This is a genomic window from Nocardioides sp. zg-1228 (assembly GCF_017086465.1).
Taxonomy (GTDB): Bacteria; Actinomycetota; Actinomycetes; order Propionibacteriales; family Nocardioidaceae; genus Nocardioides.
The window spans coordinates 717,352-729,884 of the sequence record NZ_CP070961.1 but is presented as its reverse complement, the minus strand read 5'-3'; the positions used below and the strand labels follow the sequence as shown (position 1 = coordinate 729,884).

11 protein-coding genes are annotated in these 12,533 nt (G+C 72.6%); all 11 read right to left on the bottom strand.

Annotated features, from left to right (window positions below; genetic code table 11):
- Positions 1–152 precede the first annotated feature (152 nt).
- The 11 genes from JX575_RS03495 to JX575_RS03445 all read right to left on the bottom strand — a co-directional run bounded on the left by JX575_RS03495 (position 153) and on the right by JX575_RS03445 (position 12,494).
- Positions 153–1,058 (bottom strand): hypothetical protein, encoded by a 906-nt coding sequence (locus tag JX575_RS03495; protein WP_186340277.1) that lies wholly within the window; start codon positions 1,056–1,058, stop codon positions 153–155.
- Positions 1,059–1,121: 63 nt separating this feature from the next.
- Complete coding sequence (locus tag JX575_RS03490) at positions 1,122–2,255, bottom strand: XdhC/CoxI family protein (RefSeq protein WP_186340276.1); 1,134 nt, start codon at positions 2,253–2,255, stop codon at positions 1,122–1,124.
- Complete coding sequence (locus tag JX575_RS03485; protein WP_241005317.1) at positions 2,248–3,390, bottom strand: VWA domain-containing protein; 1,143 nt, start codon at positions 3,388–3,390, stop codon at positions 2,248–2,250. The genes JX575_RS03490 and JX575_RS03485 overlap by 8 nt, the downstream gene beginning before the upstream one ends.
- Positions 3,387–4,265: a MoxR family ATPase gene (locus JX575_RS03480; RefSeq protein WP_186340275.1), complete on the bottom strand. Its 879-nt coding sequence runs from the start codon at positions 4,263–4,265 to the stop codon at positions 3,387–3,389. The genes JX575_RS03485 and JX575_RS03480 overlap by 4 nt, the downstream gene beginning before the upstream one ends.
- Before the next feature lie 66 nt (positions 4,266–4,331).
- Positions 4,332–4,877, bottom strand: a complete 546-nt coding sequence (locus tag JX575_RS03475; RefSeq protein ID WP_186340274.1) for an NTP transferase domain-containing protein — start codon at positions 4,875–4,877, stop codon at positions 4,332–4,334.
- A gap of 28 nt (positions 4,878–4,905) precedes the next feature.
- Positions 4,906–5,238 (bottom strand): cupin domain-containing protein, encoded by a 333-nt coding sequence (locus JX575_RS03470; RefSeq protein WP_186340273.1) that lies wholly within the window; start codon positions 5,236–5,238, stop codon positions 4,906–4,908.
- Between the two features lie 16 nt (positions 5,239–5,254).
- Positions 5,255–5,725, bottom strand: coding sequence for a hemerythrin domain-containing protein (locus tag JX575_RS03465; RefSeq protein WP_186340272.1), 471 nt, complete (start codon positions 5,723–5,725; stop codon positions 5,255–5,257).
- Between the two features lie 3 nt (positions 5,726–5,728).
- Positions 5,729–6,457, bottom strand: coding sequence for a respiratory nitrate reductase subunit gamma (gene narI / locus JX575_RS03460; RefSeq protein ID WP_186340271.1), 729 nt, complete (start codon positions 6,455–6,457; stop codon positions 5,729–5,731).
- The gene (gene narJ / locus JX575_RS03455) at positions 6,454–7,152 is read right to left on the bottom strand and encodes a nitrate reductase molybdenum cofactor assembly chaperone (RefSeq protein ID WP_186340270.1); all 699 of its coding nucleotides are present in this window, start codon (positions 7,150–7,152) and stop codon (positions 6,454–6,456) included. Before narJ ends, narI begins: the two co-directional genes overlap by 4 nt.
- Entirely contained in the window at positions 7,152–8,807 is a 1,656-nt protein-coding gene (gene narH, locus JX575_RS03450) for a nitrate reductase subunit beta (RefSeq protein WP_186340269.1), read from the bottom strand. Before narH ends, narJ begins: the two co-directional genes overlap by 1 nt.
- 21 nt (positions 8,808–8,828) lie before the next feature.
- Positions 8,829–12,494, bottom strand: a complete 3,666-nt coding sequence (locus JX575_RS03445; RefSeq protein WP_241005423.1) for a nitrate reductase subunit alpha — start codon at positions 12,492–12,494, stop codon at positions 8,829–8,831.
- Positions 12,495–12,533: the final 39 nt, after the last annotated feature.

Genomic DNA, 12,533 nt, shown 5'->3' with positions numbered 1-12,533 from the left:
GACAGCCGCGACACATGGAGGCGGCACTGGCGCTCGGTCGCCGGGTCGACGAGCAGGTCGCCTGGCCGTCCGGCCGGCTACGTCGAGGGGGTGGTGGAGGCCGGAGTGGGCGTCGGCCCGTAGTCGTCGTGCGACGCCCGCGCCGACGGGCCTCAGCGCGCGCGCGTGAACGTGGCGACGATGCCCGGGTGGTCGGTGACCAGGTGACGGTAGGTCCGGGAGGAGTCGATCCGGAAGTCCGCCCTGCGCTCGGCCATCACGTAGTCGATGCCCGACCCCGTGCGGCCGGTGGCGCTGTAGTTGGTCTCGAGGCGCAGCGGCCTGGTGATCCGCCCCTTGACGAGGTCGTCGGTGGTGTCGCGGTTGTCGGTGACGTTGCAGTCGCACAGCGCCACGAACTGGTGCGGCTCGGGCGCGTCCTGCTTCAGCTCGCGGACCCGCGCCGCCATCCGCCACATGGCCTCGACGCCGGCGCGGTTGGCGTAGTTGGGCCCGCCGGTGCGGCGGTTGTGGAGGTGGTTGGGCAGGTGGAAGCTCACGGCACGGACGACGTGGCCGTTGACGCGGTGGCGGAGCACCGCCACGACGCCGTACTGGTCGTGCGCCGTCCGCCCGGTCTGCGGGCGCCGCCAGGTGGTGCCGGTCAGGAGGGCGGACCGGGTGCGCTGCAGCTTCCAGACGTCCTTGTCGAAGGCGATCGGGTTGTCGTCGGTGCCCGTGGGTCCGCTGGGCATGAGCAACGTCCACGACTTCGGCAGGCTCGCCCGCAGCGCGGGGCGGCTGGCGAGGCGCTCCTGGAACCCGATCACGGAGGCGCCGCTCTGCATCACCCGGCCGATGTCGTGGCGCATGCCACGGACCTTCATGCCCTTCTTCAGGTTGAGCGTGGCCATGCTGAAGCGGCCGGCCGGGACCCGGTCGGCGGCCTGTGGCCGTGCCTCCTCGAGTGCCTGCGCCGGGGAGCCGGCGATCATCGACCCGGCGACCAGCAGGACGACGGTGGCGGCCAGGGCACTCAGGCGGACGAGGACGTGGTGGAGCGGGGGCAGCAAAAACATCCCGTCGAGAGTAGGCGAGGCGCGCGTGGGCGACCAATCGGCGCGGCCGGGCGCCGGGTCCGGTCAGTCGTCGTGGTGGATCCGGCCCCGGGTGGACGCGAGCCGCTCGCCCGAGCCGCCCCACTGGCGCGCCACGATCTCCGCCGCGATCGACACGGCCGTCTCCTCGGGTGTGCGCGCGCCGAGGTCGAGCCCGATCGGGGACGACAGCAGCGACAGCTCGGCGTCGCCGAGACCGGCCTCCACGAGGCGAGCCAGTCGCTCCTCGTGGGTGCGCCGCGAGCCCATGGCGCCGATGTAGGCGGGTCGCACGTCGTCGTCGAGGCGGAGCGCGACCTCGAGCAGCGGCACGTCGAACCTCGGGTCGTGGGTCAGCACCGCCAGCACGGTGCGCCGGTCGACGCGGCCGGCGTCGACCTCGGCCCGCAGGTAGCGGTGGGGCCAGTCCACGACGACCTCGTCGGCGCCCGGGAAGCGCGAGGTCGTCGCGAACACGGGACGGGCATCGCAGACGGTGACGTGGTAGCCGAGGAACGAGCCGACCTTGGCCACGGCGGCCGCGAAGTCGATGGCCCCGAACACCAGCATCCGGGGCTTGGGGGCGAACCCCCACACGAACACCCGCATCCCCTCCCCGCGCCGCTCCCCGTCCGGGCCGTAGGTGAGGGTCGCGTTGCTGCCCGCGGCGAGCAGTCCGAGGGCGTCGTCGTGGACCGCGGCATCGGCCCGCGAGGACCCGAGGCTGCCCTGAGCCGGACCCTCCGGCCGCAGGACCAGCCGCCGCCCGACCCGGTCGGGGTCCGGGTGCTCGATCACGGTCGCGAGGGCGACGGGGCGTCCGGCCTCGATGTCGGCCACCACCTCGCCGAGCTGGGGGAACGTCTCGCGCGAGACCTGCTCGACGAAGACGTCGAGGATGCCGCCGCAGGTCAGGCCGACAGCGAAGGCGTCGTCGTCGGAGACGCCGTAGCGCTCGAGCACCGGCACGCCGCTCGCCACGACCGACTGGGCGAGCTCGTAGACGGCGCCCTCGACGCAGCCGCCCGACACCGATCCGACGGCCGTGTCGTCGGGGCCCACCAGCATCGAGGCACCCGGCGGGCGCGGCGCGGAGCGGAAGGTCGCCACCACGGTGCCGACCCCGACCGTCTCGCCGGCCTCCCACCACTGCAGCAGCTCGGCCAGCACGTCACGCACGGGCGATCACCTCCGTGAGGTCGGCGAAGGTCGCCAGGGAGTGCCCGGCGAGGAAGTCGTCGCAGTGCGGCAGCGCCGCCACCACCCCGCCCTGGAGCGGCTCGTAGCCCGCCTTGCCGCGGTGCGGGTTGACCCAGACCACGCGGTGCGCGACGCGCCGCAGGCGTGCCATCTGCTCGCCGAGGAGGCCCGCGTCGCCGCGCTCCCAGCCGTCGCTGAAGACGACCACGACGGCGCCGCGGGCCATCCCGCGCTGCCCCCAACGGTCGAGGAAGACCCGCAGGGTCTCCCCCAGCCGGGTGCCGCCGGACCAGTCGGGCACGACCTCACCCGCCGCCACGATCGCGCGCTCCGCGTCGGGCGTGCCGAGGGCTCGGGTGACGTGGGTGAGCCGGGTGCCGACGGTGAAGGTCTCCACCGTGCCCCCCTCCGCCCGCGCCGAGCGGGTCAGCCGGTGGGCCAGCCGCAGCAGCGCGTCGGCGTACGCGCTCATCGAGCCGCTGACGTCGACGAGCAGCACCACGCGGCGCGGGCGCGTGCCCCGCCTGCGCCAGGCGATCTCACCGGGCTCGCCGAGGTGGCGCAGCGAGTTGCGCAGGGTGCGCGAGGCGTCGAGCCGTCCACGGCGCCAGCGGCGGTGGCGGGCGGTGCGCCGCACCGGCGGGTGCAGCGACAGCCGGACGAACATCGCGGCCAGCCGCCGCCTCTCCGCGGCGTCGAGCGTCGCCACGTCGCGGTGCTTGAGCACCTCGGCCTCCGACGCCATGGCCCGCACCACGTCCTCCTCCGACTCCCCCGACCCGCCCGGCCCCTCCGCCTCGGGGAGCAGGTGGGCAGTGGAGGGTCGCGACGCCTCGCGGGGGTGGGCGCGTGGCAGGCCGTCGCGCGGGTCGAACCACGCGGCGAAGACCGCCTCGAAACGGGCGAGGTCGTCGGGCGAGCCGCACAGCGTCGCGCGCCCGGCCCAGTAGGTGGCCTGCCGGTCGTCGGCGCCGACCGCGGCGACCGCGGCGAGGAAGCCGTGCGCGCGGTCCTGGGTGACCGGCACGCCGGAGGCGCGCAGCGCGCGGGTGAAGGCGAGCAGCACCTCGTCGGCGGCGTGGCGCACCTCGCTCATCTCGCTCATCTCGCTCATCTCGACAGCATCCGGTCGAGCGCGGCCCGCACCCGGTCGGCGTCCTCGCGATACTTCAGCAGCGCGCCGAGCGTGGTGGCCGCGGACGCGAGGTCGACGTCGGTCGCGCCGAGGTGGGTCAGCGCGCGCGCCCAGTCGAGCGTCTCGGCGACGCCCGGCGGCTTGAGCAGGTCGTCGCGACCACGCAGCTCCTGGACCACGCCGACGACCTGCCGGGCGAGCTCCTCGCCGACCTCGGGGGCGCGCGAGCGGACGATCTCCACCTCGCGCGCCAGCCCGGGGTGGTCGATCCAGTGGTAGAGGCACCGGCGCTTGAGCGCGTCGTGCAGCTCGCGGGTGCGGTTGGAGGTGAGCACCACCAGCGGCGGCTCGGGGGCGGTGACCGTGCCGAACTCCGGGATCGTCACCTGCCACGTGGAGAGCACCTCGAGCAGGAACGCCTCGAACTCGTCGTCGGCGCGGTCCACCTCGTCGACCAGCAGCACCGCCGGGGCCCGGCGCAGTGCGGCGAGGACGGGGCGCGCGAGCAGGAAGCGCTCGTCGTACAGGCTCTTCTCGGCCTCGTCGGGATCGACCTCGCCGCCGGCCTCCAGCGCCCGCAGGTGCAGGATCTGGCGGGGGAAGTCCCAGTCGTAGAGCGCCTGGCTGGCGTCGATGCCCTCGTAGCACTGCAGCCGGACGAGGGGCAGGTCGAGGCTCTCGGCGAGCGCCTCGGCCAGGGCGGTCTTGCCGGTGCCCGGCTCGCCCTCGAGCAGCAGCGGGCGCTGCATCCGCGCGGCGAGGAACACGACGGTCGCCAGCTCGTCGTCGCAGAGGTAGCCGGTCGCGCCCAGCCGGGCGGCGACGTCGGCGGCGGAGTCGATCCCGTGCACCATGCGGGTCAGGCTACGACCCGGCACGTTGGCTCGACGTTGGAAACGCGGTCAGGCCACGGACGCCTCTCAGCGGCGGTCCACGTCGGCGCCGCTCGCCAGGTCGCCGCACTCGACCAACGCGACGTCGTGGGCGGCCAGGTAGTCGCGCGCCCCGCGGTCACCACGCGCGGAGGCCACCACGCCCGGCCAGTGGTCGCGGCCGAGGAGCACCGGGTGCCCCGGCACCCCGTCGTACGCCGCCCGCGCGAGGTCGGCGGGCCCGCGCGAGGCGCCGAGGAGGCGGGCGACGACCGCACCGTCGACGTCGGGCAGGTCGACGAGCGAGACGAGCACGGACTCGTGCCCGGTGGGGGTGAGCGCCTCCAGGCCGGCGCGCAGCGAGGCGCCCATCCCCTCTGCCCAGTCGTCGGCCCGGATCCGGGCGACCGACATGGGCAGCAGCGCCGCGGCGCGCTCGGCCTCGGCGCCCAGCACGACGACGATCTCCGCGCAGGGCCGCAGCGCCTGCAGCGAGCGCAGCAGCCACGAGGTGCCGTCCTCGTCCCGGGCCAGCGCCTTGGGGCCGCCGAAGCGCCGCCCGGCGCCCGCGGCGAGGAGCAGGCCGGCGGTCATGGGCCCACCGTAGGGCCCGGACGGCCGCTCAGGCGCGGGTGGCCACCGTCAGCAGCACGACGGCGTCAGTGCGCGCGACCAGGTCGTGGCGCACGGGCGGGATCACCCCGTGGTCGCCGCCACGCAGCTCGTGGGTGTCCTCGCCCGCGTGGAGGCTCACCTCGCCCTCCAGCACCTGCAGGGTGGCCTCGCCCGGCGACTCGTGCTCGCCGAGACGCGTGCCGGCCGTCATCGCGATCACCGTCTGACGCAGGTCGTGCTCGCGCCCGCCGTGCACGGTCACGGCCGAGCGGCCGGCGCTCGCCGTGCGGGCCGTCTCCAGCTGCTGGACGGCGAGCGCGGTCAACGACGTGATCTGCATGGATCCTCCTGGGGCGTCAGCGGGTCGAGACGGTCCTGCCGGGGTGCGCGCGTTCCCACGCGGCGATCGCAGCGTCCCACTCCGGGCCGCTGAACTCCACCAGGGTGACGGGGAAGATCCCGTCCTCCTCCTTGGAGATGTGGATCCGCAGCTCGGTCATCTGGTGGTGCAGGAGGTCGCGGTCGTCCGCACGGCCCAGGTCGAGGCCGGCGAGCAGCGCGCCGAGCTCGCGGTGCTCGTCGACCAGCGGGTCGATGTGCTGGCGGTAGAGCTCGTCGGTGCGCATCAGGGCGAAGATCCCCTCCTCCTCCCCCTGCCAGTGGCTGCGCAGCTCGGCGCGCATCGCCTCGACGGTGGAGCCCGCCTGCTCGAACGCGCCGTGCCCGGCCTGCTCGAGGGCCCGCATGCCGAGCTCGAGCACCAGCTCGTGCTCGGCGATGAAGTCGCGGATCAGCGGGATCTGGCGGCAGCCGCAGTAGTGGCACACGGCTCAGCCCACCCGGTCCCAGCCGCGGGGCGGCGCTGCGGTCCCCAGCGGGATGTCGTCGCGCGAGCGGTAGACGATGTAGGGCCTCGTCAGGTAGCCGACGGGCGCGGAGAACACGTGCACGAGCCGGGTGAAGGGCCACAGCGCGAACAGGCCGAAGGCGACCAGGGCGTGGAGCTGGAAGCCGATCGGCGCGTCGGCCATCAGGTCGGCGTCGGGCTGGAAGGCGAGAAAGGACCGATACCAGACCGAGACGCCCTCCCGGTAGTTGTACTCACCGCCCAGGCTGAAGATCGAGCCGGCGATGGTGTTCCACATGCCCAGCACGATGGCCGCGCCGAGGAAGGCGTACATCACCTTGTCCATCCCGGTGGTGGCGGAGAAGACCGGGCCCACGGTCCGACGGCGGTAGATCAGGATGACCATGCCCGTCAGCGCCATCAGTCCGGCGATCAGCCCGCCGATCACTGCGATGTAGTGGTAGAGCTCGTCGTCGATGCCGACCGCCTCGGTCCACGACCGCGGGACGAGCAGGCCGATGATGTGGCCGGCGACCACGCCGAGCATGCCGAAGTGGAACAGCGGCGAGCCCAGCCTGAGCAGCCGCTCCTCGTAGAGCTGCGAGGAGCGGGTGGTCCAGCCGAACTTGTCGTAGCGGTAGCGCCACACGTGGCCGACGACGAAGACCGCCAGGCACAGGTAGGGGACGATGACCCACAGGAAGACGCTCATCGGGGGGCTCCTACGGGGATGGTGGCGGACGAGATGAGGGCGGGTCCCCCGGTGAGGGCCGGGTCGGCGGCGTAGCCGGCGAGCCCGACCTCCTCGGCCGGCGGGCCCTGCTCGACGAGACGGCGTACGGCGTCGGCCTCGGTGCCGGCGAGCTCGGGGAGGGTGTCGCAGAGGGCCACCAGCGCCGCCGCCCAGGGCGACCCCGTCGAGCCGTCGTCGTTGCGCCAGCCCGTCAGCGCCAGGCGCAGCATCTCCACGCCGGCGCGGTGCTCCAGGAGCAGCGTCCGGGCGACCTCGGCGTCGACGGTCGCCCCGAGCTGCAGCACCGCGCACAGGTGGTCGGGCAGCTCGCCGAGCGCGTCGTCCCACTCCACGCCGGCCCGGCGGTAGGCGTCCTTGAAGCCCAGGAGCGCGGCCCCGCGCCGGCGGGTGTCGCCGTAGGCGAAGTAGGTGAGGTAGAGCGCGCACTTGCGCGTGTGGTCGAAGGTGGCGACGTAGTTCTGCTGCAGCCGGTCGAGCGGGGTGCGCCGGGCGTGCTCGATGAGCGGGACCAGCTGCGCGTGCCCGGGCACCAGCGCCTCGAGGTCGTCGAGCGAGTCGACCAGGTCGGGCGTGGGGTAGTCGAGCAGGGCCGAGCAGACCGCCCAGACCCGGACGGCCTGCGGGTCGGGTCGGCGCGACCGGCGCCGGAGCATCACGACCCGGCCTCGCCGTCGCGCGGCGGGAACATCCCGGCCGGGGTGCCCTTGCCGTCCCAGTTGAGCAGGTTGACGCGCGTGCCCTTGTCGTCGGGTGCGGCGAGCGTGTCGGAGGTCTGGCGGTCCTGCAGCATCCGGAAGTTGTCGACTGCGACCGGCGTCGGGTAGCCCGAGCCCTCGCCGAACAGGTCCTGCTGTCCGCCGCCGTAGTCGTTGACCGGGCAGTCGGTGGCCAGCTCCTCGAGCGCGTGCGCCTGCTCGGCGTGGGCCGGCGGGATCACGTAGCGCTCGGAGTACTTGGCGATGGCGAGCAGCCGGAACATCTCGTACATCCGCTCGCCGGTCATGCCGACCGCGGCCGCGATCGACTCGTCGGGGTCGCGGCCGAGGTTGATGTCGCGCATGTAGGACCGCATCGCGGCGAGCTTCTTCAGCACCCGGTCCACGGGCGCGGGGTCGCCGGCGGTGAACAGGTTGGCGAGGTACTCCACGGGGATGCGGAGGGTGTCGATGGCCGCGAACAGGTTGCCCCGGTCCTCGGCGTCCTCCCCCGTCTCGCGTACGACGTCGACGACCGGCGACAGCGGCGGGATGTACCAGACCATCGGCATCGTGCGGTACTCCGGGTGCAGGGGCAGGGCGACCTCGTAGGTGTTGATCAGCGCCCACACCGGCGAGCGCCCGGCGGCGTCGACCCAGTCGCCCGGGATGCCGGCCCGCTCCGCTGCCCGCCGGACCTCGGGGTCGTGCGGGTCGAGGAAGCACGCGCGCTGGGCGTCGTAGAGCTCGTGCTCGTCCTCGATGCTCGCCGCCTCGAGCACCTTGTCGGCGTCGTAGAGCATCAGGCCGATGTAGCGCAGCCGGCCCACGCACGTCTCCGAGCACACGGTCGGGATGCCGACCTCGACCCGGGGGTAGCAGAACGTGCACTTCTCGGCCTTGCCGGTCTTGTGGTTGAAGTAGACCTTCTTGTAGGGGCACCCGGACACGCACATGCGCCAGCCGCGGCAGCGGTCCTGGTCGACCAGGACGATGCCGTCCTCCTCACGCTTGTAGATCGCGCCGCTGGGGCACGACGCGGCGCACGACGGGTTGAGGCAGTGCGCGCAGATGCGCGGGAGGTAGAACATGAAGGTCTGCTCGAACTCCAGGCGCACCTTGTCCTCGATGCCCTTGAGCATCACGTCGCGGGCCGCATGCTCATGCGAGCCGCCGAGGTCGTCGTCCCAGTTGGCCGACCACTCCACGTTCATGTGCTCGCCGGAGATGAGGCTGCGGGGACGGGCGACGGGGAACGTGTCGGACTGCGGTGAGCTGGTCAGCGTCTCGTAGTCGTAGGTCCAGGGCTCGTAGTAGTCCTCGATCGAGGGCAGCTTGGGGTTGGAGAAGATGGTGAGCAGCTTCTTCATCCGCCCGCCCGCCCGGAGCGCCAGCCGGCCGTCGCGCTTGCGGACCCAGCCGCCCTGCCACTCCTCCTGGTCCTCGTAGGTCCGGGGGTAGCCCAGCCCGGGGCGGGTCTCGACGTTGTTGAACCAGACGTACTCCGTGCCGGCCCGGTTGGTCCACGCCTGCTTGCAGGTCACCGAGCAGGTGTGGCACCCGATGCACTTGTCGAGGTTCATCACCATGGCCATCTGTGCCATCACGCGCATGTCAGTCGTCTCCCGTCCCGCTCAGTACGCCACCGGCGCGGTCCGCTTGCGGATCATCGTGACCTCGTCGCGGTTGTTGCCGATCGGGCCGATGTAGTTGAAGAAGTAGGCCAGCTGGGCGTAGCCGCCGACGATGTGGTTGGGCTTGAGCAGGACCCGGGTGAGGCTGTTGTGGATGCCGCCGCGCTTGCCGTCGCGCTCCGTCAACGGCACGTCGATCAGCCGGTCCTGGGCGTGGTGCATGTAGACGGTGCCCTCGGGCATCCGGTGGCTCACGATCGCGCGGGCCGCGACGACGCCGTTGCGGTTGACCATCTCGATCCAGTCGTTGTCGCCGATCCCCACCTTCGCCGCGTCGCGGTCGGAGATCCACACCGACTGGCCACCCCGCGAGAGCGAGAGCATGAACAGGTTGTCCTGGTACTCGGAGTGGATCGCCCACTTGTTGTGCGGGGTGAGGTAGCGCACCGAGACGCCGAGCTCGGTCTGCTCCCCGACCGGCACCTCACCGAACAGCTCGGTCATGTTGAGCGGCGGGCGGTAGACCGGCAGCATCTCGCCCATCCCGAGGAACCAGTCGTGGTCGAGGTAGAACTGCTGGCGCCCGGTCAGGGTGTGGAAGGGCTTCTTGCGCTCGATGTTGATCGTGAACGGGCTGTAGCGCCGCCCGCCCGACTCCGAGCCCGACCACTCCGGCGAGGTGATCACCGGGACCGGCGCCACCTGGGTGTCGGCGAACGTGATCTGCTTCCCCTCGTGCTCCGCCGCGAGGTCGGCGAGCCCGGTGCCCGTGCGCTTCTCGAGGAAGCGGAAGCCCTCCGTGGCGAGGTGCCCATTGGAGACGCCGGAGAGGTGGAGCATGGCGTCGGCCATCTGCACGTCGGTCTCCAGACGCGGCTGGCCGTCGCCGACCCCGCCGTGGACGACGCCGTTGCGCTGGCGCAGGGCCTCCACCGCGCGCGCCGGGTCGTACGAGACCCCCTTGGTCACCATCCCGGCCTTCTCCAGGAGCGGGCCGATCGTGGTCATCTTGTCGAAGACCGCCGGGTAGTCACGCTCGGCCACGGCGATCACCGGCATCGTCCTGCCCGGCACCGGCTCCACCTCGCCGGTCCTCCAGTCCCGCACCACGCCGTGCTCGGACGCCATCGCCTCCGGGGTGTCGTGCCACAGCGGCTTGGCCACCACGTCGCGACGCGTGCCGAGGTGGTCGACGGCGAGCTCGGAGAACCTCTTCGCGATCGCCTTCCACGCGTCCCAGTCGGATCTGGTCTGCCACGGCGGCGCGATCGCGGGGTTGAACGAGTGGATGTAGGGGTGCATGTCGGTGGTCGAGAGGTCGTGCTTCTCGTACCAGGTCGCCGCGGGGAGGACGACGTCGCTGAGGATCGTCGACGACGTCATCCGGAAGTCGATCGTCAGGAGCAGGTCGAGCCGACCCTCGGCCGCGCGGTCCGCCCACACGACGTCCCGCGGCCTCTTGTCCGGCGGCGCCTCCACGGCAGTGGCGGACGAGTCGGTCCCGAGCAGGTGGCGCAGGAAGTACTCGTTGCCCTTGGCCGAGGACCCCAGCAGGTTGGAGCGCCACAGCGACAGCAGCCGGGGATGGTTGTCCTCGTGCTCGGGGTCCTCGACCGCGAAGCGCAGGCGGCCCTCCTTGAGCTCCCGGGCGACGTACGCCGGCGCCTCCATCCCCGCCGCCTCCGCGTCGTCGGCGAGCTGGAGGCTGCTGCGGTCGAAGGTGGGGTAGGAGGGCGACCACCCCAGCCGCACCGACTGGGCCAGCAGGTCCATCACCGTGCGGCCGGCGAAGATGCCCGTGCCGCAGTCGAGGTCGTCGGCGGTGAAGGTGTCATAGCGGTACTGCGAGGTGTTGACGTACCAGTACGCCGTCTGGTTCATGTGGCGCGGCGGGCGGTGCCAGTCCAGCGCGAACGCCATGTGCTGGAAGCCCATGAGCGGGCGCATCTTCTCCTGGCCGACGTAGTGCGCCCAGCCGCCGCCGTTGCGGCCCTGGGCACCCGTGATCGTGGTGAGCACCAGGATGGCGCGGTAGATCTGGTCGGAGTGGAACCAGTGGTTGACGCCCGCACCGAGCAGGATCATCCCGCGGCCCTCGGTGTCGACCGCGTTGCGCGCCCACTCGCGCGCCAGCCGGACGACCTGGGCGGCCGGGACCCCGGTGTGCTGCTCCTGCCAGGCCGGGGTGGCCGGCACGGCCGGGTCGTCGTAGCCGCGCGCGTCGGACTCGCTCGTGCGCGGCCAGGTGCCCGGCAGGCCGGGCCGGGCGACGCCGTACTGGGCGAGCAGGAGGTCGAGGACAGTGGTGACGACGCGATCGCCCACCCGCGCCACCGGCACGCCCCGGCGCTCGCGCACGACCTTGCCGTCGGCGGCGTCGAAGCGCGGCAGCTCGACCTCGACGGACTCGCGGGTCCCGCCCTGGTGGTCGCGGTACATGCTCAGCGCCGGGTCGAGGTCGCCGAGCTCGAGGTTCCACCTCCCGACGCCGGCCTCGCCGAAGCGGTCGCCGATGGAGCCGTGCGGGATGCGGACGTCGCCGGTCGTGGCGTCGACCACGGCGGGCTTCCACATGGCGTTCTCGCTGGTCCCGCCGAGGTCGCCCTCGACGAGGAACTTGCCGGGGCGGTAGCCGCCGCCTGCCGCGGGCTCGAGGCACACGAGGTGCGGGAGGTCGGTGAACTGCTTGGTGTAGGCCTCGAAGAACGGCGTGCTGGTCTCGGCGAAGAACTCCTTGAGCACGACGTGGCCCATCGCCATCGCCAGTGCACCGTCGGTGCCCGGCGCCGGGCTCACCCACTCGTCGGCGAACTTCACGCTCTCGGCGTAGTCGGGCGCGATCGCGACCACCTTCTGGCCGCGGTAGCGCGCCTCGGTCATCCAGTGGGCGTCGGGGGTGCGGGTGAGCGGGACGTTGGAGCCCCACATCATCAGGTAGCCGGCGTCCCACCAGTCGCCGGACTCCGGGACGTCGGTCTGGTCGCCGAACATCTGGGGCGAGGCGTTGGGCAGGTCGGCATACCAGTCGTAGAACGACAGCATGGGAGCCCCGACGAGCTCGAGGAACCGCGCTCCGGAGGCGTAGGACACCGGCGACATCGCGGGGATCGGCGAGAAGCCGGCGATGCGGTCGGGGCCCCACCGCTTGACCGTGTAGACGTGGGCGGCCGCCACGATCTCGGTGACCTCGTCCCAGGACGCCCGCACCAGGCCGCCCTTGCCGCGCGCCGACTTGTAGGCCCGAGCCTGCTCCTCGTCCTGGACGATCGATCCCCAGGCGACCACCGGGTCGCCGTACTGCTGCTTGGCGGCGCGGAACATCTCGAGCAGCACGCCGCGGACGTAGGGGTAGCGCACCCGGGTGGGGCTGTAGGTGTACCAGCTGAACGCCGCCCCTCGCGGGCAGCCGCGGGGCTCGTACTCCGGGCGGTCGGGCCCGGCGCTGGGGTAGTCGGTCTGCTGCGCCTCCCAGGTGATGATCCCGTCCTTGACGTAGACCTTCCACGAGCACGACCCGGTGCAGTTGACCCCGTGCGTCGACCGCACCACCTTGTCGTGGCTCCAGCGGTCGCGGTAGAACACGTCGCCCTCGCGACCGCCCTGCGCGTAGAGCACGCGGTCGTCCTCGCTCACCTGCGCCTTGGTGAAGAAGCGGCGCCCGCCGATGAGGGCCTTCTGCAGCTGGTTCTCGAGGTCGGTCACGTC

Excerpts from the sequence above, each read along its gene's own strand:
- JX575_RS03470 (WP_186340273.1), bottom strand. The coding sequence starts at position 5,238 with ATGCAGATCACGTCGTTGACCGCGCTCGCCGTCCAGCAGCTGGAGACG.
- narJ (WP_186340270.1), bottom strand. The coding sequence starts at position 7,152 with ATGCTCCGGCGCCGGTCGCGCCGACCCGACCCGCAGGCCGTCCGGGTC.
- JX575_RS03475 (WP_186340274.1), bottom strand. The coding sequence starts at position 4,877 with ATGACCGCCGGCCTGCTCCTCGCCGCGGGCGCCGGGCGGCGCTTCGGC.
- narH (WP_186340269.1), bottom strand. The coding sequence starts at position 8,807 with ATGCGCGTGATGGCACAGATGGCCATGGTGATGAACCTCGACAAGTGC.
- JX575_RS03485 (WP_241005317.1), bottom strand. The coding sequence starts at position 3,390 with ATGAGCGAGATGAGCGAGATGAGCGAGGTGCGCCACGCCGCCGACGAG.
- narI (WP_186340271.1), bottom strand. The coding sequence starts at position 6,457 with ATGAGCGTCTTCCTGTGGGTCATCGTCCCCTACCTGTGCCTGGCGGTC.
- JX575_RS03495 (WP_186340277.1), bottom strand. The coding sequence starts at position 1,058 with ATGTTTTTGCTGCCCCCGCTCCACCACGTCCTCGTCCGCCTGAGTGCC.
- JX575_RS03480 (WP_186340275.1), bottom strand. The coding sequence starts at position 4,265 with ATGGTGCACGGGATCGACTCCGCCGCCGACGTCGCCGCCCGGCTGGGC.